The 24,890-nt window shown below is 51.7% G+C and carries 20 protein-coding genes, 2 pseudogenes and 1 riboswitch; of the genes and pseudogenes, 7 read left to right on the top strand and 15 right to left on the bottom strand.

From position 1 onward, the window contains the following. Positions 1-4 precede the first annotated feature (4 nt). Positions 5-826, bottom strand: coding sequence for an EAL domain-containing protein (locus tag IEY53_RS03750; RefSeq protein WP_229695964.1), 822 nt, complete (start codon positions 824-826; stop codon positions 5-7). Positions 827-1,219: 393 nt separating this feature from the next. After that, a complete protein-coding gene (locus IEY53_RS03755; protein ID WP_189022279.1) occupies positions 1,220-1,660 on the bottom strand; it encodes a pyridoxamine 5'-phosphate oxidase family protein in 441 nt (146 codons plus the stop codon). A 182-nt stretch (positions 1,661-1,842) separates the two neighbouring features. Here IEY53_RS03755 and IEY53_RS03760 point away from each other — a divergent pair, with 182 nt between their 5' ends. Next, the gene (locus tag IEY53_RS03760) at positions 1,843-3,294 is read left to right on the top strand and encodes a hypothetical protein (protein ID WP_189022280.1); all 1,452 of its coding nucleotides are present in this window, start codon (positions 1,843-1,845) and stop codon (positions 3,292-3,294) included. Between the two features lie 24 nt (positions 3,295-3,318). On the opposite strand, the gene IEY53_RS36000 is transcribed toward IEY53_RS03760, so the two are convergent. The 3 genes and pseudogenes from IEY53_RS36000 to IEY53_RS03770 all read right to left on the bottom strand — a co-directional run bounded on the left by IEY53_RS36000 (position 3,319) and on the right by IEY53_RS03770 (position 6,103). After that, positions 3,319-3,588 carry an Hpt domain-containing protein gene (locus tag IEY53_RS36000; RefSeq protein WP_373293800.1) on the bottom strand — a complete coding sequence of 90 codons (270 nt, stop codon included), beginning with the start codon at positions 3,586-3,588 and terminating at the stop codon, positions 3,319-3,321. Positions 3,589-3,705: 117 nt separating this feature from the next. Next, positions 3,706-5,097 (bottom strand): annotated as a pseudogene (locus IEY53_RS03765) (ATP-binding protein); the annotation flags it as partial. Next, a complete protein-coding gene (locus IEY53_RS03770; protein WP_229695965.1) occupies positions 5,039-6,103 on the bottom strand; it encodes a cobalamin B12-binding domain-containing protein in 1,065 nt (354 codons plus the stop codon). The gene IEY53_RS03770 and the pseudogene IEY53_RS03765, both read right to left, overlap by 59 nt. A 157-nt stretch (positions 6,104-6,260) precedes the next feature. Continuing rightward, positions 6,261-6,371, top strand: a riboswitch (TPP riboswitch). Positions 6,372-6,499: 128 nt separating this feature from the next. Here IEY53_RS03770 and IEY53_RS03775 point away from each other — a divergent pair. From IEY53_RS03775 to IEY53_RS03795, 5 genes and pseudogenes are all read left to right on the top strand, one after another. Further along, complete coding sequence (locus IEY53_RS03775) at positions 6,500-7,558, top strand: ABC transporter substrate-binding protein (RefSeq protein WP_189022282.1); 1,059 nt, start codon at positions 6,500-6,502, stop codon at positions 7,556-7,558. Between the two features lie 34 nt (positions 7,559-7,592). Continuing rightward, a complete protein-coding gene (locus tag IEY53_RS03780; RefSeq protein WP_189022283.1) occupies positions 7,593-7,886 on the top strand; it encodes a thiamine-binding protein in 294 nt (97 codons plus the stop codon). Beyond that, positions 7,883-8,644 (top strand): ABC transporter permease, encoded by a 762-nt coding sequence (locus IEY53_RS03785; protein ID WP_189022284.1) that lies wholly within the window; start codon positions 7,883-7,885, stop codon positions 8,642-8,644. Before IEY53_RS03780 ends, IEY53_RS03785 begins: the two co-directional genes overlap by 4 nt. A 16-nt stretch (positions 8,645-8,660) precedes the next feature. Then, complete coding sequence (locus tag IEY53_RS03790; RefSeq protein WP_189022285.1) at positions 8,661-9,509, top strand: ABC transporter ATP-binding protein; 849 nt, start codon at positions 8,661-8,663, stop codon at positions 9,507-9,509. Between the two features lie 521 nt (positions 9,510-10,030). Then, a pseudogene (locus tag IEY53_RS03795) lies at positions 10,031-10,686 on the top strand (transcriptional regulator). A gap of 336 nt (positions 10,687-11,022) precedes the next feature. Here IEY53_RS03795 and IEY53_RS03800 read toward each other — a convergent pair. Both IEY53_RS03800 and IEY53_RS03805 read right to left on the bottom strand, forming a co-directional pair. Then, positions 11,023-12,873, bottom strand: coding sequence for an alpha/beta fold hydrolase (locus tag IEY53_RS03800; protein WP_189022286.1), 1,851 nt, complete (start codon positions 12,871-12,873; stop codon positions 11,023-11,025). A 56-nt stretch (positions 12,874-12,929) separates the two neighbouring features. Continuing rightward, a complete protein-coding gene (locus IEY53_RS03805) occupies positions 12,930-13,505 on the bottom strand; it encodes a TetR/AcrR family transcriptional regulator (protein ID WP_189022287.1) in 576 nt (191 codons plus the stop codon). Between the two features lie 142 nt (positions 13,506-13,647). Between IEY53_RS03805 and IEY53_RS03810 the strand changes: the two genes are divergently transcribed. Beyond that, complete coding sequence (locus tag IEY53_RS03810) at positions 13,648-13,872, top strand: YczF family membrane protein (RefSeq protein WP_189022288.1); 225 nt, start codon at positions 13,648-13,650, stop codon at positions 13,870-13,872. A gap of 10 nt (positions 13,873-13,882) precedes the next feature. On the opposite strand, the gene IEY53_RS03815 is transcribed toward IEY53_RS03810, so the two are convergent. From IEY53_RS03815 to IEY53_RS03850, 8 genes are all read right to left on the bottom strand, one after another. Continuing rightward, the gene (locus IEY53_RS03815) at positions 13,883-14,980 is read right to left on the bottom strand and encodes a GerAB/ArcD/ProY family transporter (RefSeq protein WP_189022289.1); all 1,098 of its coding nucleotides are present in this window, start codon (positions 14,978-14,980) and stop codon (positions 13,883-13,885) included. A gap of 21 nt (positions 14,981-15,001) precedes the next feature. Next, positions 15,002-16,216, bottom strand: a complete 1,215-nt coding sequence (locus tag IEY53_RS03820) for a Ger(x)C family spore germination protein (RefSeq protein WP_189022290.1) — start codon at positions 16,214-16,216, stop codon at positions 15,002-15,004. A gap of 20 nt (positions 16,217-16,236) precedes the next feature. Next, the gene (locus tag IEY53_RS03825; protein WP_189022291.1) at positions 16,237-17,733 is read right to left on the bottom strand and encodes a spore germination protein; all 1,497 of its coding nucleotides are present in this window, start codon (positions 17,731-17,733) and stop codon (positions 16,237-16,239) included. A 194-nt stretch (positions 17,734-17,927) separates the two neighbouring features. Then, positions 17,928-18,680, bottom strand: a complete 753-nt coding sequence (gene nfsA, locus IEY53_RS03830; protein ID WP_189022292.1) for an oxygen-insensitive NADPH nitroreductase — start codon at positions 18,678-18,680, stop codon at positions 17,928-17,930. Between the two features lie 399 nt (positions 18,681-19,079). Continuing rightward, complete coding sequence (locus IEY53_RS03835; protein WP_189022293.1) at positions 19,080-19,922, bottom strand: hypothetical protein; 843 nt, start codon at positions 19,920-19,922, stop codon at positions 19,080-19,082. Between the two features lie 138 nt (positions 19,923-20,060). After that, positions 20,061-21,245: a DUF4367 domain-containing protein gene (locus IEY53_RS03840; protein WP_189022294.1), complete on the bottom strand. Its 1,185-nt coding sequence runs from the start codon at positions 21,243-21,245 to the stop codon at positions 20,061-20,063. Then, complete coding sequence (locus IEY53_RS03845) at positions 21,206-21,784, bottom strand: RNA polymerase sigma factor (protein ID WP_189022295.1); 579 nt, start codon at positions 21,782-21,784, stop codon at positions 21,206-21,208. The genes IEY53_RS03840 and IEY53_RS03845 overlap by 40 nt, the downstream gene beginning before the upstream one ends. A gap of 540 nt (positions 21,785-22,324) precedes the next feature. Further along, positions 22,325-24,778 (bottom strand): heavy metal translocating P-type ATPase, encoded by a 2,454-nt coding sequence (locus IEY53_RS03850; RefSeq protein WP_189022581.1) that lies wholly within the window; start codon positions 24,776-24,778, stop codon positions 22,325-22,327. Positions 24,779-24,890 lie beyond the last annotated feature (112 nt).

Consider the following 24,890-nt stretch of genomic DNA (forward strand, 5'->3'; position numbering starts at 1 on the left):
ACACTTATACCGTACAGCTGAAATCCCCCGGCGGCTTCTTCTCCGGCTTTCCGAACAGATAACCCTGCCCCAGATCCATGCCCAGGTCACGGCAAAATTGATATTCCTCCCGCCGTTCGATCCCTTCAGCCAGCAATTTGCCGCCGAATTCACCTGCAAGATTCATAATGTCCCGTATCACCTTCTGCTTCACCGGGTCTTCATCACAATAACTGATCAGACTGCGGTCAATCTTGACATAATCCGGCTTTAGGGTCGACATAACCTCTACTGTGGAATACCCTGCTCCGACATCATCCAGCGCCACCTGCATCCCCTGAAGCCGGTATTCTGCAAAAATAGTCTGCAGATGTGGAATATTGTCAATCTTCTCTGTCTCCACTACCTCAAAGACAAAATCCTGCGGGTCCTGCTTCAGGCGGCTGATGACCTCAAACGTATGTGTGAGGCAATACATCGGATTATAGATCGATGACGGCAAAAAATTAATAAACCGCTTGATCCCTCCAGGCAATAATTTGGCTCCCGTCTCGATAGCCGAGATTCGTGCAGCCCGGTCCAGGAACGAATGAAACCCGGCCTGGCGGGCCAGTTCGAACAATTCGTAAGGCTGAAACCGGCTCCCGTGCGGCAGCGGCCGTAAAAGGAATTCAAAACCCACAATTTCTTCCGCGAAATTCACGATGGGCTGCATGTAGCTGCAAAAGTCTTGTTTTATAATTATGTCGATCAGATGGTTATTGTTGATTCGGATATTCAATTGGTCCAGCGATACCCACCGTTCGGTCAATCGTCTCCCGTTTGTGCCGGTAATACATACAGCCAAGACGAGATTATTCTCCTGCTCCAGTTGTTCCAGAAGCTGCAGCAGCTGCAGCAGACCTTCACGGGACTGATAACGGATGAGCCCCTCTTCCTCCGGCCCCTGACAATCGTATCTTGCTGTGTGTAAGGCAGCGGCCAGCGGAAGCGGCCAGCGGAAGCGGCAAAGGACGAACCCTGAGCTCCCCCTCGTCTTCTAGCGGCTCAACAGCAGAGCAATCACTGCAAAACATGGCAATCCCCCTAACTCCTCTAAGATGTTGCCAAACTGTGAGGCTATTATAACATGTTTTCCCATTATGAATTAGACGCTGCTGCCGCAAGTCTGGCCTATTAAGGCACAGCAAAAAAGCCATCCCGAGGATGGCCTGTGAAAGCGGGGAAGCAAGCTCCCCCTTTATTTGCCCGAACCCGCAGCCTGTCTTTCCCAGACCCCGTGCTCTTTATTTTTGCCCATATATTCGATTCTGGAGGGCGTAAGCTCAAGAATGACGTAATCGGGATCATCCGGCCCCTTAAACCACTGCTCCAGCTCTTTATTCCACACTTTGGCGCGCAGGGTGTCATCCTTGGTGATATCTGCCGTCGCTTCTATCTCCAAAAGCTCCTTGTCCCCGCCTTCTTCATAGCCAAGCAGCAGGAAAGCATTCGGATTATTCTTAAGCTCCTCCACCTTATGCGTTTTACGATTGGTAGCCAGATAAATGCTCAGCCCATCATGAAAAACGGCCATGTAACGCACCTTTGGCTTGTTGCCGGCTTCTATCGTGCCAAAGGAACCGAATTTGTTGTTATCCAGTGCCTTGATGATCGTTTGCTCCAGCTCTTTGTTATTCATGGGCAATGCAGCTCCTTTCAGATGTAAATGCTTATTAGTAGTGTACCCGTCCTGACCGTATTGAATCCTGTACATCTTCATAAACTGACTGTGGAAGGTGCTTTCAGCTTTATACGATCACCGCAGCCCTTTTCGGGTAATGGATGCTGTAACGATATTCTAGGCAAGGGTGGAATTTGATTATGGATAGGCTCGCCTCCGAACCATTATTGCATACTGCATTGCTGCAGTTTATTTTCCCCTTCTCCATTAAACAGGAGGAGTCCAAAGCGCTTATGGCGCATATGGAGCAGCAGGGTTTCACACGTTTTTCCCTGGACAACCGGGAGCTTGAGGACGCCTACTACGGAGAGGGGTTTTGCGTGTCCCATGAACGAATGGAGCGCTCTTATCTGCCTTTTGCCGCTCATGTGTTGTTCCCCCGGAAGGATGACGAAGATTCATTCCGCCGTTTCTCAAAGGTGAACGATCTGGATTTCACCATGATGATATCGCAGCAGCAGATTGAATTTCGTGTTCTTTCCACGGATATCTTCATTTGTCCCTTTCAGCTGGGATTCATCACCGTACGGGTTCAAATCATGGAAGAGCGGCTTCCCATCAGCCTGGCTCTGGAATTCGCTGACCGCTTCCGTACGCTGCAGAATACCTCCCCACAAGATGAGGAGGCCATCATCCGTTATAAGGGCACAACCTTTGCCCAGGTAGAGGATTTTGTATTCCGTCACTTGTTTGAAGGCCTAGAGCCCTTTATGGACCAAACCGAGTTGAACGGGGCCTATTTCGAAACCTTGCCCTTTTTTGTGGATGAGCGGATGCTGGTGGAAGCCTTCTACGGCATTGAATCCGGGGAAGTAACGGATACAATTGACGTCCAGTTGCGTTTCCGGGCTTCTCAATTGGACGGCCTGAACCAAAAGGGGCAGCCCTATGCCAGCGCAAGCGACCCTGAGTATATCGAGCAATATTGCAGGGAGCATACCTATACACGCTGGGCCCCCAACACCTACTATATAACCAACGAACAGACCTTCACCTGTATCAGCCGGGCAGACCGGGAAACCGTAGTGAAGCTGGCCAATCAGATGTACGGCGAATACTACTACGGACTGCTGCTGAGCCTGTTCCACAAAATCGTACTGCTGAAGCTGGCCAATATACACTCACGCCTGCGCATTAACCGCGATAATGAGGAAATTGAAAATTTGATTTACTCTATCAACAAGTTTTCGGCCAAATTCTATTTTTTGGAGTTAATTTCACAGTCGCAGGGGCGGGAGATTTTTTTCCAGCTGCGAAAAGTATACGGGAATGATGCCCTGTTCGGAGAGGTGAAGCAGACGTTGAATGACCTGTTCCAATATCAGGATAAGTATCAGTCCAAACGCCGCGATACGCTGTTGATGATCCTCACGGTCTTTACGGTCGTCAGCGGCATATACGGCATGAACCAGGTTATTGAGGATTTGAAAGGCCAGATTGACTGGAGCAAGCTGCTCGAATATTCGCCCTTTGAATATATCGCCCTGTTCCTGACCTTCAGCGGCATTCTGGTCAGCGCCATTCTCACCCTCAAGGAGCTCTGGAAAGGAATCAAAAACCGCCGCAGGAAAAAATTCAAATACCAAGGCTAAGCAGGCTGCCCCGAAGTCAACCTTTCATATCAGTTGCTCAAGCCTTTTGGAAGTCTCTTCGTAAGCCGGGATCAGTTGGGGCAGCAGGGCCGCTGCCGCCGTCAGGTCTCCTTGCTTGGCATACTGCTCAATTTCAGCGCAGATCGAGGCGAAATATTGGGCTCCGATACCCAGACTGCCCGATTTCAGACTATGGGCAATACCTGCGCTTTCGGCAGCACTCCGTTTGCCCAGCGCGGTGTACAATGCCTGAATTCTTACCGGGGTATCGCTGTTGAACATATCCAGCAGCATACGCAGCAATTCCGATTCCCCGTCCTCATCGAGTTCCCGGATACCATTAATGGTCTCGACGTTGATGATCGGCATTTGACAACTGGCGCTGAACCATTCCCCCAGGAGCTGCCGAAGCTTGTCCAGCGTCAGCGGCTTAACCACCCAGTCATCCATCCCGGCCTGACGGAATGCTTCTTGTGTATTGTGGGAGCCATCCCCCGTGATGCCAATAATCGGTGTGCGTACCCGTCCGTCAGCCCGTTCCATCCGGCGAATCGTGGCAGCAGCCTCGGCCCCGTTCATTTCAGCCAGCTGGCTGTCCATTAGAATCAAGCCAAAGTCTCTCTGCCGTACGGCCTCTACCGCTTCCAGCCCGCTTTCCACCAGCTGCACATCCGTAATGCCCAGCTTCTTCAGCTGCATCAATAGGAGCTTGCTGTTCAAGTGATGATCCTCGGCCACCAGTACAGGCTGCGAACGGTAGACCTGGGCCGCCGGGCTGGCCGCAGATTGCCCTGTATCGCCGGGTGCACTCCGGGTCTTGCCAAGCACTAATTCGAACCAGAAGGTAGAGCCTGCCCCCGGTTCACTGTCCACATCCAGTCTCCCATCCATAAGCTCAACCATCGACTTGCAAATGGATAACCCCAGTCCGGTTCCCTCGGAGGCGGTATCGGATTCATCCTGAATCTGGGTATAGGGGCGGAACAGCTTAACCTTGTCTTGTGCAGAGATGCCGATGCCCGTGTCCTTCACTTCAAAGCGGAGGCGCTGCCGGCTGCCCTGATCCTCGATGAGCTTCACAGCAGCCTCTACAGTACCGTCCCTTGTAAACTTGATGCCGTTGTTAAGCAGATTGATCAGCACCTGTATGATTTTGGAGGCGTCCCCGTTCAAATAGGCTTCGACCCTGTCATCCACATGGCAGGTTATAGTGTTGCCTTGTTTCCGGGCCGCCGGAGCCAGCAGCTGCATGACATGCTCCAGCATTCCGCGAACCTGCAGCGGGCTGACCTCCAGTGTCATTTGTCCGGCTTCAATCTTGGAAATATCGAGCAGGTTATTGATGATCCTCAGCAGATACTGGGCCGACTCCTCGATGACTTCCAGATGGGTCTGCTGCTCCGGGGTTACAGTGGAATCCCTAAGCAGCTCGGTCATTCCAATAATCCCGTTCATCGGGGTCCGAATCTCGTGGCTGACCATAGCCAGGAACAGGCTTTTGGCTCTGTTTGCCCGTTCCGCCTCCTCCTTAAGCGCCTGCAGCCCTGCGTTCGTCTTGGCCAGCAGGCGGTAAGTGGTAGTCAGTTCATTGTTCATCGCGGAGAAGTCAGCCAGCGTCTGCTTCTCTCTGTCTTGGCCAAGTATGATTTGATGCGAGAGATTCTCGATTGTCTCTCTCAACCTCCGGATTTCCTGCTGATTGTCCGTCATTCTGATCCCGCCTTTTATATTCTTAAAAATGCGCTCATGCTCGGGAGAGCAGCTTATCCGCCACTTCCGTTGCGCCTTTGGCATCGGGGGCATACCCGTCCGCCCCGACTTTTCTCCATAATTCCTTCTCTATATTAAACGGCATGCCGCCGACCAGAACCTTTATGTCCTTCAGGGAATCTTCTGCCCTTATGGCTGCGATCAGACGCTGCGCATGGGCCACGTGATATGTCATGGTCACAGAGACCGCCAACACATCGGCCTGCTGCTTGACGAGATAACGAATCAGCTCGGCATCCGGGAGATTGGTTCCCAGATAATGTGTATCCCAGCCTTCCATTTCAAAAAAATCAGTCAGCATTCTCAGCCCGATTTCATGCATTTCATCCCCCACGCCTACCGCCACCATCGTCCGGTCCGTCTGCGGGGCTGTGATCCAGCGCGGATAGAGGTGGGAGATGATACTTTGCGTCGAGGCCGTACAGTAGTGCTCTTGGGCAATGGTAAGTTCCCCTGTCTGCCACAACCGGCCAACCTCATACTGGCAGGTCTGAAAGATATGCAAATAAATATCCCTGATGGGCACTCCCGCCTCATGAAGCTTCAGCACAAACTCCAGCGCCAGGCGGCGTTCTCCGGCGAGCAGGAGCCGCAGATAACTCTCCGCCTCTTTGAAGTAAGGCTTCTCCTGCTGCAGGAATGATTGCAAAACTTCCACTTCATCCACCTGATGGATGCCCATGTCCAGGTAATCGAGGACAAGCAGCTTGTGACCAGGCTCCAGCTGGTCATTCAGGGCTTCCCTTATTAAATTCAGATTCACCCGCAGATCCTCTCCGGTAATCTTATATTGCACCAGCAGTTGTCTCAGCCAAATAATATATTTTATAAAAAGCAAAGGACTCCCCAAGGCCACACTCTGCGCCAGATAACGCAAATGATAAACCGAATCCTGCTTTGTTCGTTCCACTCCAGAGGGACCAAACCTTTCCATGAGTTCCGGCTGCAGTTGATATTGCTGCGCAGTGACTCGTTCAGCCAGCCGGTCCGTAAGCAAACTGAGCCGCTCCCCGGCCGACGCCTGCATTTCCGTAATCATCGGTAGTCCCCCTTTACTTATATTATATAACATTATCGCAAGTCCAGGATAATCCATAGCAATCCACCCGCATTATTATTAATTAAAAAGTCGCTGCTGGACATTGCTGTAACGGGCGTCTATAATACACCGTAAGAACGTCGCATGACCGTGAGCTTCATAGAACCAGGGGTGCTGGAATTGGCCGGCTGAGAGTGTATCCCACAAGATACTGACCCTTACACCTGATCTGGATAATGCCAGCGTAGGAATATTATTAGTTTTGGTCCCTGTGATCTTTACTTTTTCTTGCGTAAGAGCCAAACGCCCCGATCATCGGGGCGTTTTTTGTTGTATTCGGAAGTGGAGTGAACGGAAATTGCGCGCGGCATTCATTGATTAAGGGGAGAAGAAGAAATGGGATTCAAGAAAGTACTGATGTTGTGCCTCACCTGCATGCTGGTGATTGCCGTTGCCGGTTGTGGTACCAATAACGGGAATGCAGGCGGCAATACAGGGAATACTGCCGGGGAGAGCAGCGCTGCTCCTGAAGCTTCCGCTGCACCCGAAACGCTTGCTCCAATTAAAGTCGCGCTGGACTGGACACCCAATACGAACCATACCGGCCTGTATGTGGCCAAGGAGCTTGGCTACTATGAAGAAGAAGGCCTTGATGTAGCCATTGTGCAGCCCGGTGCAGCCGGTGCGGATACCATGGTGACCTCCGGGGAGGCTGCCTTTGGTATCGGGTACCAGGAAGGGCTGACCGTTGCCCGCCTGCAAGGAGTGCCCCTGGTCTCCATTGCCGCTATCATTCAGCATAACACCTCCGGTTTTGCTGCGCCGAAGGACCGCAAGATTACGTCGCCCAAAGATTTTGAAGGCAAAACCTACGGGGGCTGGGGATCACCCGTTGAAGAAGCGGCTATGAAAGCAATCATGGACCCCGAAGGCGGGGATGTGAAGAAAGTGAAGATTATCAACATGGGAGAGGCTGATTTCTTCACTGCCGTGAAGCGGGACATCGATTTCGCCTGGATTTTTTATGCCTGGACCGGAATTGAAGCCGAGCTGCGGGGAGAGCCGGTGGACATGCTGTATATTAAGGATTATGCGCCGGAGCTGGATTACTATACTCCCGTGTTGACCACAAGCGAGAAGCAAATCGCTGATAACCCCGAGCAGGTCAAGGCTTTTGTGAAAGCTACGTCCAAAGGATATCAGTATGCCATTGATCATCCCGAAGAGGCGGCAGCCATTCTGACCAAAGCGGTACCTGATCTCGACCCCGAGCTGGTCCTGGCCAGCCAGAAATGGCTCAGTCCGAAATATACGGATGATGCCCCGCGCTGGGGAGAGCAAAAGGCCGAAGTGTGGCAGAACTATGCCGACTGGATGTACGGTCTGAAGCTGCTGGATAAACCGCTGGACGCCGAAGCTGCATTTACCAATGACTTTTTGCCGGAAAGCCAGTAATAACATTACAACCCTTTGAGAGGATGATTGAACCATGGCAAACACACTGTTAAGCATTCAGGTCATACCGAAGACCCCGAATAATGAAGATTCCATCCCGTATGTGGATACAGCTATTGAGGTGATTCAGCGGTCCGGAGTAAAACATCAGGTGAACCCGCTGGAAACCACGATGGAAGGTGAACTTACGGAGCTGCTGGAGGTGGTGCGCCAAATGCACGAAGCGCTGGTGGAAGCAGGCAGTCCGAGTGTGATTTCCCAAATCAAAATCGCCCACAACCCCAGCGGCATCAGCATGGAGAAGCTGACGGAGAAATACCGCCCGTGAGATCGACCTGGAAGCAAATCTGGCCGCCCTTTGTGGCGGTCATCTTCTTTTTGGCGGTATGGCAGCTGGCCGTTTCGTTATTCCGGATAGAAGCATGGATTCTGCCAAGCCCCTCCGGCATCGCCCGTGAATTCACAGGCAACGCATCCGGCATTTGGACGCATACTGCGGCAACGCTGCGGTTGACGATGATCGGCTTTCCAATCGGCACTGGCGTAGGCCTCGTGGTTGCTTTGCTGCTGCATCTGCTGCCATGGGCCAAGCGCGCTTTTTATCCGCTGCTTATTCTGAGCCAAAACGTCCCTTCGATCGCGCTTGGGCCGCTGCTCGTCATTTGGTTCGGCTTCGGCCTGCTGCCCAAAATCGTACTCATTACACTCGTCTGCTTCTTTCCCGTTGCGGTGGCGGCCATGGGCGGACTCGCGCAAAGCGACCGGGTCATGATGAACTATATGAAGATGGCGGGGGCCAGCAAATGGCAGATCTTCACCAAGCTGGAGCTGCCCCACTCGCTGCCTGCCCTGTTCTCCGGGGTCAAAATTTCCGCTACATATGCCGTAATGGGTGCCGTGGTGGCCGAGTGGATCGGGGCAGACAAGGGAATCGGCTACTATATGCTGCTGCAAAAATCAGCCTACCGCACCGACCGGATGTTCGTAGCCATCGTCATTATTGTGTTGCTTAGTCTCGTGCTTTTCGCCCTCATCGCCCTGCTGGAGAAATGGCTGGTGCGCTGGAAGCCGCGCCGTGATGTATAGAAAGGAGGAACTAACCATGTCCCAACCCAGCGATTCTCCCGTTCAAGAACAACCCGTTTATGGCACTGACACGCGCAGAACCTCCCCTTTGCCGGCAGCGCTTGAGGTCAGCGGCGTCTCCAAAGCCTTTACCCACCGCCGCAAGGTGACCCCTGTGCTGAACAATGTATCCCTTCGGGTAGAGCCGCAGGAATTCGTCTCTATTGTCGGTCCTTCCGGCTGCGGCAAAAGCACCTTGTTCCATATCATCGGCGGCCTGGAAACACCGGATGCCGGCACGGTAAGCATGAACGGCCGCCTCCTCACCGGGCAGCGGGGTGAGATCAGCTATATGCCGCAGCAGCCTGCCTTGTTTCCCTGGCGGACCATCCTGGATAATGTGCTGCTGGCCGGCGAGCTCAAAGGCGCGCTCGGCGAAGGAGCGCGTGAAGAAGCCCGGCAGTGGCTGGACAAAGTAGGCCTGGCCGGCTTCGAGCGGGCCTACCCCCATATGCTGTCCGGCGGGATGCAGCAGCGGGCGGCCTTTCTGCGGGCCTTGCTGGCCCCGCAGGAGCTGATGCTGCTGGATGAGCCGTTCAGCGCGCTTGATGCGCTCACCCGCAGCGCCATGCAGCGTTGGCTTCTGGAGCTATGGGAAGCGAACCGCCGCTCCGTGCTGTTCATCACCCATAATATTGAGGAAGCGCTGCTGCTGTCCAGCCGGATCTATGTCTTCTCCGGACGGCCCGGCTCTATCCTGCACACTGTGGACATCCCCTTCCCGCGCCCGCGCCGGGAAGAGATCACCGACTCGCCCGAATTCCTGAAGCTGAAGCGGCAGCTGTCGGATTGGATGCGGGAGGAACAGGAGAAGGGGCGGAAGTAGCCGGCTGCGGGTTCTGGGTTGGAAGCATGTGCGCCTGGGCTAAAGCATGCGCCCAGCTCAAAGCATGCCTCGCGGCCGCTAGAACAACCAACGTTTCAGCGTTGCTCCAACCTGCACGGACTGAGAATCCGCTATCTTCTGTAACTAATCCATATCTCCGTTTTCGCGGACTCAGATTCAGCTATACATGCCGAAAAACCTTGAAATCGCTCCCTTTGTCGGGATTAGCGGATCTGTAGTCCGCATCTGCTGATAAGCAGTCTTGAAGCACTGCCCGCAACCCCTTACAGCTGTAAACGACGCTAATCTCCCACTGTCTTATACACACATTTTTCAATATAGCATTAAGTCCAGGCTGCATATTTAGTTTGTCCAATTACTAACTGCGCGCTATAATAGCAGCATATAGGGTCGTGAAGAACACGCCGCTTGAATACAGGAACATCCTCCTTTTTTAAGGTAGGGATGACTGCATTCAAGCGGCGTTTGTTTTATAAATTTACTTACGGGGGAGAACACCAATGTCGCGGTTTGATCAGCAGTATGAGGAATGGCTGCACAGTAACTTGGCTGTAGAGAGGAATCCAAGAAGAACAGAGTTGTTACAAAAAGGTTTGGGACACGGAACTGTAGAGTTCTTACGCTCTGTCTGGTTCCCGGCGGTCGGCAATTTCAGTCACTTGCTTCCCGAATGGGAAGTGCGGGATTTCGGGAACGGGTACCGCTATTTGGATCTGGCCTATATGCCTGATGGAGCAAAAGGCGGATAGAAATCCAGGGATTTGGACCTCATGCCAGAGATCTGGATGTCCGGCGGTTCAAGGATTTATGCAGGCGGCATTGCTTGCTGTCTTTGGATGGTTGGACTTTTCTGCCCGTAGCCTATCCTTCAATTGTTGAGGAGCCCAAGCAATGCCAGCAGCTGGTGCTCTCGTTTATAGGCAAGTTTATCGCGTCGGACGTCCACTCCACTTTGTCCTGGCTGGAAGCCGAAACGGTACGATTCTCGCGCCGTCTGTTACGGCCTTTCACCCCCTTGGAGCTGGCCGGCCATCTTAGAATATGTGACCGGCAAGCCAGACGCATACTGCATAATCTGGTTGATCTGCAAATACTGTACATCTCCAGCGGCCAAGAGCGAGCCCAAACCTACAAGCTGCGATCATTGACTGAATAGGTACGGGCCCATACAACTTGTACATGAGCGGACTCAGATTCCGCTATTCTCTATATTATCTCCGTAACATGAGGAAGCAGGACTCAGATTCCGCTATTTGAGCAGCAGCACCTTATTAAAGCGCTGTTCACGGCTATTAGCGGAACTACAGTCCGTGAACTTGCGAAAAAACACAAAACTAAGCGAATAGCGGAATTACAGTCCACCTTGGGCGACCTGCCTAAATTCTGCAGATCTCGGTACATGCAGACCCACTAGCATTCTCTAAGCTGTACATATCCTGTCATTATACCTTGCCCGAAGCCGCCATTATAGCGCCTTTGCGAATTACAGTGTCTATAAAGACAGCAGCCGGCCCGATTCAGTGTGAGCTTTCAGCAGCAACGCCGTTTCATGCGGATGAGAGAGCGGAAAGTGGTGACCATAGGGCAACCGTTCAACGGGCAAATGACGGTAACGCTCCGGAATCTCATAGTTTGTGTCATGCGTTCCCCAGATCATACGCACTTTCCCCGCGTCCCACTGCTCGGGATTCAGCTCAAAACTCTCGCTGCGGGTCAACTGCGCCAGAACTCCGGCAAGGGTTGTTCTAACTCTTGGAGAGCGCAGCTCCCCAAGCACATACTGTACATACTCCGGCGGGATATCCGCTTCCGTATCAAAACAGCTCTCCGCGACCAGCGCTGCCTTGAGCGATTTCGCGGTTATCCGCGAGAGCAGCTTTTTTGTGATATAGGGATATTTCCATTTAGAAGGAGCCGGATGAAATACCGGCTGCAGCAGCACCAGGGAATGGATACGGTCCGGAATCTGTTCCATGACCTTGGCGGCCAGCAGGGCACCGTAGGAATGTCCGACCAGCGTAACCGGAGTATTATGGACTGTGATGGCATCAACAAGGGCCTGGACATGGCCCGCCAGTATATTTCCCTGGTGATGGTATGGCGTACGGCCCATGCCGGGCAGATCGGCCAGCCAGATCCTGGTGTGCCCAAGCTCCCGTGCCAGAGGCAGCAAAACATCCGCGCCGCTAAAGGTCCCCGGCACAATAAGAATGGGAGCTCCAGCCCCGTTGCAGTTCTCCACTGTAGCCAGAGTACCTCTTCGGCCCAGAGCATAAGGCACCGGGAGGTCTGACGGATGGGAAAGCCGGTAGTCCAGATCAGCGATGACACGGGGAAGGATGGCCCCTTTCAGGGCATAATCCAGTCCATATTTGTGCTGAATTCGCCGCGTATTCTCCAGTGGATAGTCCCTATTCACAATAAAATCCAGCGACTCCGGAGGAATCCCCAGCTTGCGTCCCAGCCGGCTGCCAAGTGCCGCGGATACCAGTGACGGAGGGATGGCAGCCAGTGGCCCGGGTACGCGGAGTTCCCGGGAGATTTCGGCCAGGAGCTGCGGCATATGCGGGCTTTCCTGCTGCGAATCCAGCACATAATAGGTCTGGGTTTCCGGCTGGTCCTCCAGGGCAAGCGCAGTGATGAATGCTGCCAGATGATCCACATGGACAAGCGGCAGCCAATATCTCTTTCCTCCCGGTGAAACGGCCATCAGCTTGTTGCGGACCGCATGCACCATCACCCCAAGTCCCCCAAGCTGCTCGGTAGCACCCGTTGCCGTATCCCCAATGACCACACCCGGATGCACTACGGAAAGCGGGTATCCCGCCGCCTGTGCAGCCTGCCTGAGATGAAGATCGGCCAGAAACTTCATTCGCTCATAAGGAGGCTCATGCGCCAGAGAAGCCTGCAGCGCCTGCGGATCAGCCAAATCCTGCCCGCTGACCGGACTCTTGAATCCGACGATATGAATAAACTGCTTGAGGCCCCGGTACGCATGTATCCTGTCCGCCAGCCCGGCCATTTGCCGGGCCGCTTCCGCAAATACCCCCCGCGCCTCGCTCTCGCCAAGCTGTATATCCATCGGCCCCCCGGCATGAATAATGTGGTCCACCGTGCAGACCCGCTGCAGATCCCCGGCGCCAAGCCCCAGCAGCGGCTGGGTTAAATCCCCCGTTACCGCCGTAATGGCGGGATGATGCTCCAGACCCAGCCGCTTCAGCAGCAACGTGAACTTCGGGATGGAACGCACCAGGACGGTCAGAGTGTCTCCCTGCTGCAGGACTGCCTTGAGAATGTTCTGCCCGATAAATCCGGTGCCTCCGGTAAGAAATATATGCGACATCATTTCAGCTCCCCTCAAATAATTAGTACTAAACGGTACTAATACATACAAAAAAATTACTTTAGCAAAACTGCTAAAGCTTGAAGCGAATGGTGCATATGGCTCTCATCCTGACCGGCATGACGCAAAAACAACGCTCCCTCAACCGTGGACAGAATTAAAGCAGAGACAGCCTGCACCGGCAAATCGGCTTTCAGTTCTCCTGTCTGTGTCCCCTCCCGGATTAATTGTTCAATCACGGCCAGCTGGCTCTGAAAGAACCCGCCGATTCTCTGCCTGATCTCTTCGGCCTGGGGCGGAGTCTGGGTATACAGGGTCAAAAATGGACACCCGCCCAAACAGTCGGTATCCTGCTCGGTCAGCAGCCCCAGCAGCTTGTGCAGGCGCTCCATAACAGGCAGCTCCGTCTGAGCTGCAATATAGGTAATAACGCTGCTGTACTGCTCCACCATTAACCTGATAATTTCTGTCAGAAGCTCCTCCTTGCTTTTAAAATAATAATAAATGTTCGTCTTGGAAACTTTGCTCTCCGTCACAATATCATCCATGCTGGTGGCCAGATATCCTTTTTTCAAAAACAGGTCCTTCCCCACCTGCAAGGCTGTTTCGCGGTTAGATGGTTTTGTTCTCATATTAGTACTGTACAGTACTAATATGAGAACTGTCAAGAAAGTTCTCTAATGACTACAGGCAGGCACTCACGGAAATAATACCTTTAGCTTCCTATTCCAGAACTGTTGCCCTTCAGTTCCATACCAAGGAGATTCAAGAGCCATGAAAATTGTAGCTATATATTTCATCCTCGCTTTGTTAGTACTGGCGATGATCCTCTCAGTCGATATGTTGTCAGGCATGAGTTTATTTGAATCATTTCACTCTATCCGGGCGGTTCTAGCCAACACAAGCATACAGGAGGTGATCACCATGGTGTTTTTTCTTTCCCTTCCTTTTATCAATGCCATTGCCGCAGCTGTGCGGAAAGGAAACTCCCGGAGATAGCCTAGCGCCCTTACCGCAATAGCCCGAATCTTTTACGTATCCGGTGGACAATGAACAGCAGGATAGGAATGACCGCACACAACACGGGCAAGATATACCGCAAAAAAACTCCCCCCTCTTCCATATGCCTTGGATAATTCTCTGCACTGATAAATGAACTGAACAGAACGACAACACCAACAGGAACGGCCAGCTTTCGGGTATCTTGCACCTTGAATAAATCCGCAGTCACCGCTATGGCAGCATAACAATACAGGGTCATTTTAAAAAACACACCTATAATTAAAGTTAAAATAACAAGGGCATCCAGCCGCTGGATAAAATTTGCCAGGTTAACCAGCGTTATCGTTGTGTACATGGGAAAGGTAGCTCTGTGATATACGTCCTCTCCAAGTACAGACATCTCAATAGCATGCGTCACACAAAGCAGAATGCCGCTTAAAACAATGGCACCTACCCCCGTTTTTCCGGACAGACGGGATTCTTTCAGATGTGGCAAGACCGTAGTAATGCAGACCAGCTCGCCAAAAGGGAAAATCCAAATATTGGGATAGGCCGACCTGAAGGCCTGCCTCCAATCTGCAGCATGCAGCGGAAACAAATTTTTAAAGTCAACCAGCCCCGCAGCAATCACGACAAAACTGCATATAAAACCCAAAACAAAAATAACGGCCAGATAAATTTCCGCCGTTCTGGCAAACACTTCAAGCCCCTTATTCAGTATATACATGACAGCAATGACCATGATGGCATTGATGATAAATACCGGCGTCCGGTCATAGGAAGCTGCAATCAACAGATCACCGGCTTCGCGCAGGTTTCTGGAGCCATTAAACATAAAGACAGGAATGTACAGCAAACTCAGCGGCCATCCAATAGTCCGGCCCAGAATTTTCCGGGTATACCCGCTTATGATCAGACCGGGATATTGACGGGATAAATCATGATATACCAGATATAGAAGCACACCTCCAGGCAAGGCAAGCAGGATCGATAACCATACCGCATGTCCGCTTTCAAGCCCGATGGGAACCACAATGGCCGTCCCTAATTCAAACAAAATAATCATGGCAAACAATTGATTGGTACCAATGACCTCTTTTCTCATAGCCTATGCTCCGCTTCTTCTTCAGTTGGATTCATCTTTATTCTGCAGGTACGGCTTCAATCTCATTCCTGTACCCCTGATATGAGCCTCTACACGAACATCCAGCTTCCCTTGGGCGAACAAGGAGCTCCAATCCTCTTTCACCGCTTCCCACTCCTTGGGACGGAGACGTTTCAGTTCATTGCCGAAATCAAAAATATCACTTTCCAGCCGCTGAGCCGCCTGTATGGAGCGGATGGCCGCTTCTTTCGTCTGCTTCGCCAATTGCTCCTCCAGTTTCGCGATCTCGTCACCGTTGCTTAAATCCATAAATCCCCGTGTTTCACTTATCTTTCCTTCCTCCTGGATGTGAACATGAAAGACGGGTACTCCCTCCCGAAGTTCTACGTTTATAGCCGTTTTGGAATAATTAATATCAACTGCAACCGATGCTTCCGACCCCTCTGTATCAATGTTGACTGTGGTCTGATCGATCTTGTTCTGAACCCATAAAACCCCCTTGGCCTCGGAGCCCTCCAGCCACGTTACCAGTTTTCCTTTTTTAAACACGCCAAGACCGCTTATCGCGGGAATAGCTTTCACTTCCGTCTGTTCCAGGTTTGCTTTTTTCTTGCCTTCTTCCTTGTCTCCTATAACCCGGATCCCACTGATGACCACCTCACCTTCTCCAGTGATTCCATTAATCAACTCAAAAATAGTAATATCCCTGTTTTCTCCCCAGATTGCCGCCGTGTTTCTAACCTTCTTGACCAAGCCCATGGCGGGAAGGCTCTCTATAGGCAGCAGGATTTTCATTATAGAATTGGCATCATCGCCTCTTGAAACCAGAACGGTAGCGTTCAACCTGAGCTCGTGAGACCTTTCAAACACATCAAAAATATCATCTATGCCGCTTCTGGCCATGTCCTCCCCGATAACCACAAGCTGCGTATGGGCAAAAAACAGCTGTCTTGCCGCCTTTTTGGAGGTTTTGCGCAATGCTCCAAATAAAGTTCTGTCCGTTGCGGAATAGACCGTAATGGTAGGTTGTCCTGTACTGGCTCCCATGCTTGTAGCTGTCGAGGAAGGATTCACAATCTGAAAGGTGACCCGATATTCATCCTTATCCGGGGCTTTATCGATTCCCATGCCGGTTACGATCGCCATTTCATTCAATTCCCGGCTGTTCCAGCAGCTTGTCAGCAGCATAACTGCAAGCATACAAAATACGGTTAGCAGCAGCCTTTTACCCTTCATCCGGTTTCCAAGCCCCCTTGTTACCTTATACGTTTATTGTGCTTTTTCTGGCTGATTAAGCGCGGCCGGTTCTTCATGAATTGGAAGGGCAGCCGGAAGACGGCATCCTGCTGGTTTTGGGGAATAAACGGGCCCATAGGAGACATATAAGGAATCCCCAAAGAGCTTAGACTACACAGATGCGCGATCAAAATAAAGCTAAACACACACATGCCGTAGAGTCCCATAAATGCCGCTATGAACATAATGATGAAACGGAGGATACGTACCGAAAGCGCCATATTGAAGGCTGGGGTGGCAAAGCTGGAGATGCCCGTCAGAGAAACGACAATGACCATCGCAGGCGAGACAATCCCAGCCTGTACCGCAGCCTGCCCAAGCACCAGCCCTCCGATAATCGATACAGTCTGGCCTATGGGGCTGGGCATCCGAATACCAGCTTCACGAATAATCTCAAATGTCACCTCCAGCAGGAGCGCCTCGATAAAAGTAGGGAAAGGCACACCTTCTCTCTGAGAGGCCAGATTAATCAGCAGCGGAGTCGGAATCATTTCCTGATGAAAGTTCAGAGCTGCCACAAATAAACCGGGGCCAAACAAAGAAATGATCAGGCACATAAATCTCAATAACCGGATCAAGGTTGAAATGTCGTACCGCTGGTAGTAATCTTCAACGGCATGAAAAAACATAAAAAAGGTGGTAGGCGCGATCAGTACAAAAGGCGTGCCATCCACAAAAATGGCTATTCGTCCTTCCATTAGATTGCCCGCCACACTATCCGGGCGTTCCGTATTGTACAGTGTCGGGAAAGGTGAATATTTGTTTTCTTCAATTAATTGCTCTATGTAGCCCGATTCCAGAATGGCGTCGATATGAATGCCCTGCAGCTTTTGCTTGAGTTTCTGTATCACCGATTCTTTGGCGATGCCGTTCATATACATAATAGCCACATCGGTTTGGGTGACAACGCCGATTTTCATCGTTTCAATCCATAGATTGGCGTTTTTGATTCTCCGGCGGACCAGAGAGAGATTCGTGCCAATGGACTCCGTAAAACTTTCTTTGGAACCGCGGATGGCTACCTGAGTAGAAGCCTCTGTGACCGCCCTGACCTCCCCACCGCTGGTGTTCCCGCCAATGGCCTCGGCCAGGCCATCCACCAGAACGATCGTATTTCCGGATAAAAGGGCTGCAAAAAGCTCTTTCCAGTCCCTGATTACTTTCTCTTCACCGGTACTCAAGGCTTTGCCTTTCATAAATTGATAAATTCCGTTTACCGAATTCAATTGCGGCCCGTCTCCGCCAAGAGTGTCAAAGGCCATAATGTGCGTAATAAACTCATCGACGATATCTTTGTCATTCAAACCATTGATATATATAGCAGCAACCTCAATAAGTGAAGTTACCAGCTCAAATTTACGGATAATAAGGTCAGGGCTGTTTCCAAGCCGATCTCTGATTTCCTGCAGGTTATCCGCTAATTTCGCGGAGAGCAAGGGGTCTTGATTACCGGGCATCAGCTACACCTCCTGCCTATACTATTCGCTGCCCAGACTTGTTTTATGCAGCATATGGGAACCTTGTATAGCTGTCCTAATCTACAAAAAATCCCGGCTGCCCCTAACGGGTCAACCGGGATTAAACTCAGATTCCTCCTATAGCTGCTTCAATCCGGTTCTCCACTTCCAGCTTGTTCAGAATCTCGGAACTGCTATCTCTTCAAAAAGCCCTTGCTCTGCAGAAAATCCTTCATATGCAGCCGGACCGGTTCTGCAAGGCGTTTGGACATCAGCGCTGACCACGGCGCTGCATTCTTGCCGCCAGTGCGCTCCCGCAGGTAGGCGCTCGACACTTCATCATAAATCTGCACCTGCTCTTGCAAGGTATCCGCTTGATAGCCATTGCGGTGCAGTACGGCCGCCAGCGGCAGACGTGGACGTTGCCCCGTCTCCGCCGCCGGATAGCCCAGGCACATGCCAAATACGGGATAGACCAGCTCGGGCAGCCCGATCCGCTCTGCTACTTCGGCAATCCGGTTGCGGATTCCGCCGATATACACAATCCCCAGACCCAGCGATTCTGCGGCAATCGCAGCATTTTGCGCGGCCAGGGCCACGTCAATGGTCGCGACCAGCAGATTCTCTGTAGAATCCTCGTAGGTCTCTTCATCCTGCAGATGAGGCGCTGCCGCCCCGCGCAGCCGGTACAGGTCGGCGCACCAGACCAGAAAGACCGGACACTGCTCAATGTAGACCTGATTGCCAGCCAGGTGAGCCAACTCTTTCTTCAAGCCGGGTTCGGTCACCGCAATGACGGTGTACGCCTGAACATTGCTTGAAGTGGAGGCCATTTGCCCCGCTTCAATAATAGCAGTCAGCTGTTCTTCACTTACAGGCTTGTCCTGGTATTGCCGGACAGATACATGCCGATTCAACAGTTCAAGCGTTTCATTCGCCTTTTTCACGATACAATCGTCCTTTTCTAATAGATTCGTCGGTTCGGGATAAGCTGCTTATATTATAATACTATTTAGATTGAACTTATAAATTTTCTGGTTGGGATTGGATCGTGACTACGGCGAATGTTTGGACCTCCGGCCGCTGTTGTCTGCAGATTTCTTGATTTATACCGTCCTTCACGGTTGAAATCTGCAGACAAAGGCGGTCACTACCGCTCCTCCAGTTCCAAAATTGCCCTCCGTCACTATTCCCATCTCTTATATTTTCAGGTTCAATCTAAATAGCAGGCGTATATACAAAAAAGGAGCAGTTCCATCCACCCCGCTTCGGGTTGATGGAACTGCTCCTGACTTTGTTGGCTGGCGGAATGATTCAGCCTTAGATAGTCTGGATTCAGCTTCTTGTTATTGGCCTGTAATAATCTGCTCCGCGACCCCAACCAGCGCTTCTTTCTTGGTATCTCCACCAGAGAGATAAATCGTATAGCTGATTTGCGTACGGGAGTCCACCCATTCCAAGTAATGCGCGCCTTGGCTGCTGTTAATCGCCGGGGAGTTCGCAGTCTTATAGACAAGCGCATCGCCAGTCTTGTAAGTCAGCTCCTGCCCCTCTACTTCCAGCTTCTCGGGCTCTGCGAGTGCTGGGACATATTCGATTGTAGGATCCAGTGTTCCTGCAGGCTCCGCCGTGATGGCCAGAAACGCTTGACCGGACGGGGTTGAAGAATTTTCTTTATAGGTCAGGCTGACATTCAAGCGCTTATCGGTTACTTTTTTGATGTAGACCTGCTTGCCGGAGGCTTTGCCCTCGGCCACCACTTGCTTACTCAGCTTCTGTCCCTCGATGGTCTTAGGATTCGGCTTATAGGCCCCTATATAAGCCGAGTTGAATTTAAAGCCCTCCGGAGCCTGCGGCAACTGCAGAAAAGGGGGCTTCAGGCTTTCTGCTTTCTGTACATATTGCTCATAATTTTTAAAAGGCAAACCGTACGAAAAGGCCTGATAAGCGTAACCTCCCGGATTATATTTTTTATCATTCACATAAACATAGTAGATCTCTCCGGGATTCTTCTTCTTCAGAGCAACCGCATCCACCTGGGCTTTAATGTTCTTCTGGGACTGCGTAGCATTCGAAGCCGCAGCGGCCGAACTGGCAGCAGATCGATTCGCCGCACTGGCAGGTTCGTATGCGCTGCCCAGCAGCAATGCCAGACTGGTTACGGCAATGGCTATTCTTTGCAATTTCATCGCGTATTTCTCCTCTCGGGCTTTATGCCCCTCCGAAATGAATAACGAGTCCTCTCGGCCGAGAAATTTAAATTTTTGAACCCGTTACATATATATACAACACTCCACTCCCTATTAAAGGGACATTTCTCCTGATTATTATTCTATCCCCGTCATACTGACCGCTATCTTTATCATTTGCTCCTGGGAGAGGGGGCTGCCCTTGGTATCAGACAACGTATAATAAGTATCATGGATTGGATCTAACCATAACAGCTGCTGCGCATAATTTTGTCCGCTTTGTGGTGCAGCTCTCATGTAGATGAATTCTTTGCCATTTACGGTCACATTATCCACTTTTTGGATACCCCAGGTGTTAAAGCTGGCCATTGTTTTTTGCGCATAGTATGTGGCTTGAATTGTTATCTTCTGCTCGTCCGGGGAATCTGAGGTATAGGTTACTTTAACCGATTCCGTTCCCGCTTTCGGAAGCCTCTTCCAGACCAGCTTGTAATTCCCTCCTAATTCCGTCGCCTTCATAGTAGCCATTTCTTCTATTAATCTCTGATAGGCCTCAGCTCCGTTTGCAGCCTGCTCTCCTGGTGCAGTCCCGGTGGAATCAGCCAATGCTGAAATAATACTTGTTTCAGGTAGGATCTGCCCTTCGGTGAAAGCATACCCACTAGGTATGTATCTGGGTTCCGGCAGTGCTGGAGCGTTAAGCTCCGTCTGCCGGGCACTGAATGCAGAGTAACCGTCAAAGTAAAGCGGCTGAACTGCCATACCGGTCTTTGCATTCTTTTCTAAATCTTGCCCTACCAGAAAAAAGGCCCTTTCTCCTGGAAGCAGCTGCTTCTCCACCCATTGTTTGGCCTGCTGATATTTCTCATTTTGTTTCACAGCTTGGGCGATTTGTTCATCGCTTGCCTTCTCCGGCTTTATTTCCTCAAGCTTAATGGAGAATGACGTCCCCGGATCTTCAATGGGTTCATATTCCTTCAGCCTATATTCAATTGGGGTTGACTGGCTGAGCTTTGCTGTATGGACATAATAAGTAGCACCAATCGAAAGAGCCACCAGCAAGGCAGTGGAATAGGCTATAATTCTTCTTAAATAAACCGGTCTGCGCCGGGTATCCCCGGCTTCCTTTTTATCCAGCCGCGTCATGATCGTTGAGTGCCCCTCCGTATCTTTAGGAACAACCTCAGCATGGACATGGTTATCTCCATATTTATCTGCAATAGCTTTCATCACCGGCTGCCGGACATCAATGGACTCAACATCAGCAGATTGGTCATAATTTCTCAGGAGCTGTTCTTCTGCAGTGTACTGGATTTTGCACATTTCTCTTCCTCCTTGGCCTGCATGGATTCTTTCAGCTTATTCCTGATCCGTCCGTACCTTTTTTTGACCGCTTCCATGTTCTTTCCCAGGATCTCGGCAATCTCCTCAAACGACTTGTCTTCAAAAATCCGCAGGATCAGCAAATTCCGCTCCTCCAGCGACAGCATCTCAAGCGCTGAGGCGAGCGGTTCACTGAACATTTGTTTCTCTACCACCCGTTCAGCACTTTCCACAGTAGACTCCCGCCCAAAAAATCGTTGTACCTGCTGCTGCAATTTACGTCTGCGTAGCAGATTCAAACAGTGGTTATAGGCAATTTTGTATAGCCAGGAAGTGAAGCTGACTTGCATTTGGTAGGATCTGATTTTCTCATATACCTTGAGCATAATATCCTGAACCGCGTCCTCAGCTTCTTCCTTGTTGTTCAATAAACGCAGACAATATTTATAAATCCGGTTCTGATAAGCATCGATAATATCTGCAAATATGTATATTTCGCCTGATTGTATTCGCTTTATTTTATCCTCGATGGATTCCACGGAGTCCCTCCTTCCGTCGCTACTTTATATATAACACGTCAGCAGAACGGAACGGGACATTCACCTCCGCTTTTCAATATTAAAAAAAGGGGCTGTCCCCTAAGCCGTGAAATAGCTGCTTGGGACACCCCTCGTTTTTTGAGCAGGATAGACATGGGTGCTTCCGGTGAACGCTCCGCGAACGGACCGTTGTATAAAAAAATCGCCCTTTTGATGAAATGGAAGTGTTGAGTAACCCTCTCAAAAAAGCAGCGATTTCTTCGGGCTCAAATCTATAATCAGCGGTTGACCGGGGCCAGGCAACAAATCGTTACCGGACCGGCTGGGCAAGGAAACGGACTCAGCGGATCTTATTTGAGGAAACAAAGGGTGTTATCCTTTTATACGGACACAGGAGCTCTTATTGTATGATCTCTAGCCCAAAATGAGGGTCCCTGGATCATTTAGCGGCTCCTGAGTCCGTTTGGCCCGAAAAATGAGCTGATTTCACGAAATAACGTATCTCCAGTCCGATAAGTCAAAAGAATGGCCAAACATAAGTTACAGCTTCACCCGCTGCAGCCGCAGCGCATTCAGAACTACCGACACGGAGCTGAACGCCATGGCCGCCCCTGCAAGCCAGGGAGCCAGGAATCCGAGCGCGGCGATCGGAATGCCGATCGTGTTGTACGCGAGCGCCCAGAACAAATTCTGCTTGATGTTGCCCATAGTCTTGCGGCTCATAATGATGGCATCGGGGATGCTCTTCAGATCGCCCCGCATCAGTGTGATATCCGCCGCTTCCATCGCTACATCGGTACCTGTGCCGATGGCCATGCCGGTATCGGCCGTCGCCAGGGCCGGCGCATCATTGATGCCGTCTCCAACCATCGCGACCTTTCTTCCGCCTTGCTGCAAGCGGCGGACCTCCTCGGCTTTGCCTTCCGGCAGCACCTCGGCCAATACGGTCCGGATACCTGCCTGCTGGGCGATGGCCTGGGCCGTCAGCTTGTTGTCGCCGGTGATCATGACCACCTCGATGCCCATTTCGTGGAGCAAAGCTACAGCCGCTTTGGAAGTTTCCTTAATCGTATCTGCTACGGCCACCACACCTGCAATCCCGCCGTCCACAGCCACCAGCATGGCCGTCTTCCCTTCCTGCTCCAGGCCCTTCATGAGAGGCGCCCAGTCCGTGATGTTAAGACCCTTCTCTTCCATCATCCGGCGGGTACCGACACTGACGGCCTGACCGTCTATAACCGCTGAGATCCCCCGTCCCGGCACATTATCGAATTGCCCGGCAGACGGCAGCTCCAGTCCCCGCGTAACGGCTCCCGCTACAATCGCCTCGGCCAACGGATGCTCGGAGAGCTTCTCGGCTGCTGCGGTGATAGACAGCAGGCGGTTCTCGGCTTCTTCTCTGCCGTGTGCGGGTATTTCGGTTGTGGTCAGCACATCCGTGAGTACCGGCTTGCCGTTGGTTACCGTTCCCGTCTTATCGAGGACAACGACCTTGATCCCCTGGGCCGCTTCCAGATGTTCGCCGCCCTTGAATAGAATGCCCAGCTCCGCCGCGCGGCCCGAGCCGGCCATAATCGAAGTTGGCGTCGCCAGACCGAGGGCGCACGGACAAGCAATTACCAGGACGGCGATCGCTTTCTCCAAAGCATCCGGAAATTGCCCCGGTGCCCCCCAGAAATACCAGACAACAAAGGTCAAAGCTGCAATCCCCACCACAATCGGCACAAAAATGCCGGAAATGACATCCGCAATCCGCTGTATCGGGGCTTTGGAGCCCTGCGCTTCTTCGACCACCCGGATAATTTGCGCCAGCGCGGTATCACGGCCTACTTTACGCGCCTTCACCTTGAGCATGCCATTTTTGTTCAGCGTCGCTCCAATCACGGAGTCTCCCGGCTTCTTATCCACCGGAAGACTCTCTCCGGTCAGCATCGACTCATCCACCGCAGATAAACCTTCCACCACTTCACCGTCCACCGGCACCTTAGTTCCCGGTTTGACCAGCACGATGTCGCCCGGAAGAACCTCTTCTACCGGAATGCTGATCTCGGCACCCTCCCGTACTACCAAAGCCGTCTTGGCCTGAAGGCCCATCAGGCTCTTGATTGCATCCGAGGAGCGGCCTTTGGCCAGGGCCTCGAACCATTTGCCGACCAGAATCAGTGTAATCAGGACGGCGCTGGTCTCATAATACAGCTCCACCGTATGATGCATCCCGCTCATCCGCAGCGAATCGACGGTCAGATACAGGCTGTAGAAATAAGCGGCCGAGGTGCCCAGCACTACCAGCACGTCCATATTGGCGCTGCCGTTGCGCAGCGCTTTATAAGCCCCCACGTAGAACTGCCAGCCGATGATAAACTGCACCGGCGTCGCAAGAATGAGCTGGAACCAGGGATTCATGAACAACTCCGGTGTAGGAATCCAGGTAGTAAAGGTAAAATGTCCGGCCATTGCCCATAGCAGCGGCAGCGATAAGATGGCGGAAAGGATCCACTTCTGCCGCTTGCGCCCAATTTCAAGTTTGCGGTGATCGGCACTGTTCTGACGGTCAGCCTTAAGCGTGGCTGTATAACCGATACTACTAACCTTGTCTATAATCTCCCTTGTACTGATATTCCCCGGCGTGTATTCGACATGTGCAGTTTCCAGCGCCAGATTGACATTCACTGCGGCTATACCCGGGGTACGTCCCAATACTTTCTCAATCCGGGCCGAGCAAGCGGCACAAGTCATGCCGGCAATATCGAAATCTGCCGTCTCCCGGACAGTATCGTAGCCGAGCGAACGGATTTTATCTTCAATCTGTGCAAGTCCTGCCACCTTTGGGTCAAAAGCGACTGTCGCCTGCTCCAGGGTCAGATTCACATTGGCACGCGATACCCCCTCCATCCGGGACAGTCCCTTCTCAATTCGATTCGCGCACGCTGAACAGGTCATTCCGCTGACCTGCAGGGTGGTCTGTTGCTCCTCCGAAGCTGTTGTATTATCCATCATCCTTACACCTCCACATACCCCTAAGGGGTATGAATTTGAATAAAAGAAAAGGCATTGGCGCCTTCGGGAACCCTCCGGTTCTCCCTGAACTCCAAGCCTTAAAGCCTGC

Source organism: Paenibacillus albidus, assembly GCF_014644435.1.
In the GTDB taxonomy this organism is placed as follows: domain Bacteria; phylum Bacillota; class Bacilli; order Paenibacillales; family Paenibacillaceae; genus Paenibacillus_AQ; species Paenibacillus_AQ albidus.

What these genes read in the sequence shown, in the direction of transcription:
- IEY53_RS03840 (WP_189022294.1), bottom strand. Translation starts at nt 21,245, where the DNA reads ATGTGCAAAATCCAGTACACTGCAGAAGAACAGCTCCTGAGAAATTAT.
- IEY53_RS03770 (WP_229695965.1), bottom strand. Translation starts at nt 6,103, where the DNA reads ATGATTACGGAAATGCAGGCGTCGGCCGGGGAGCGGCTCAGTTTGCTT.
- IEY53_RS03805 (WP_189022287.1), bottom strand. Translation starts at nt 13,505, where the DNA reads ATGAGAACAAAACCATCTAACCGCGAAACAGCCTTGCAGGTGGGGAAG.
- IEY53_RS03810 (WP_189022288.1), top strand. Translation starts at nt 13,648, where the DNA reads ATGAAAATTGTAGCTATATATTTCATCCTCGCTTTGTTAGTACTGGCG.
- IEY53_RS03780 (WP_189022283.1), top strand. Translation starts at nt 7,593, where the DNA reads ATGGCAAACACACTGTTAAGCATTCAGGTCATACCGAAGACCCCGAAT.
- IEY53_RS03835 (WP_189022293.1), bottom strand. Translation starts at nt 19,922, where the DNA reads ATGAAATTGCAAAGAATAGCCATTGCCGTAACCAGTCTGGCATTGCTG.
- IEY53_RS03755 (WP_189022279.1), bottom strand. Translation starts at nt 1,660, where the DNA reads ATGAATAACAAAGAGCTGGAGCAAACGATCATCAAGGCACTGGATAAC.
- IEY53_RS03775 (WP_189022282.1), top strand. Translation starts at nt 6,500, where the DNA reads ATGGGATTCAAGAAAGTACTGATGTTGTGCCTCACCTGCATGCTGGTG.
- IEY53_RS03825 (WP_189022291.1), bottom strand. Translation starts at nt 17,733, where the DNA reads ATGCCCGGTAATCAAGACCCCTTGCTCTCCGCGAAATTAGCGGATAAC.
- IEY53_RS03820 (WP_189022290.1), bottom strand. Translation starts at nt 16,216, where the DNA reads ATGAAGGGTAAAAGGCTGCTGCTAACCGTATTTTGTATGCTTGCAGTT.
- IEY53_RS03790 (WP_189022285.1), top strand. Translation starts at nt 8,661, where the DNA reads ATGTCCCAACCCAGCGATTCTCCCGTTCAAGAACAACCCGTTTATGGC.
- IEY53_RS03760 (WP_189022280.1), top strand. Translation starts at nt 1,843, where the DNA reads ATGGATAGGCTCGCCTCCGAACCATTATTGCATACTGCATTGCTGCAG.
- IEY53_RS03850 (WP_189022581.1), bottom strand. Translation starts at nt 24,778, where the DNA reads ATGGATAATACAACAGCTTCGGAGGAGCAACAGACCACCCTGCAGGTC.
- IEY53_RS03815 (WP_189022289.1), bottom strand. Translation starts at nt 14,980, where the DNA reads ATGAGAAAAGAGGTCATTGGTACCAATCAATTGTTTGCCATGATTATT.
- IEY53_RS36000 (WP_373293800.1), bottom strand. Translation starts at nt 3,588, where the DNA reads ATGCTGCTGGATATGTTCAACAGCGATACCCCGGTAAGAATTCAGGCA.
- IEY53_RS03800 (WP_189022286.1), bottom strand. Translation starts at nt 12,873, where the DNA reads ATGTCGCATATATTTCTTACCGGAGGCACCGGATTTATCGGGCAGAAC.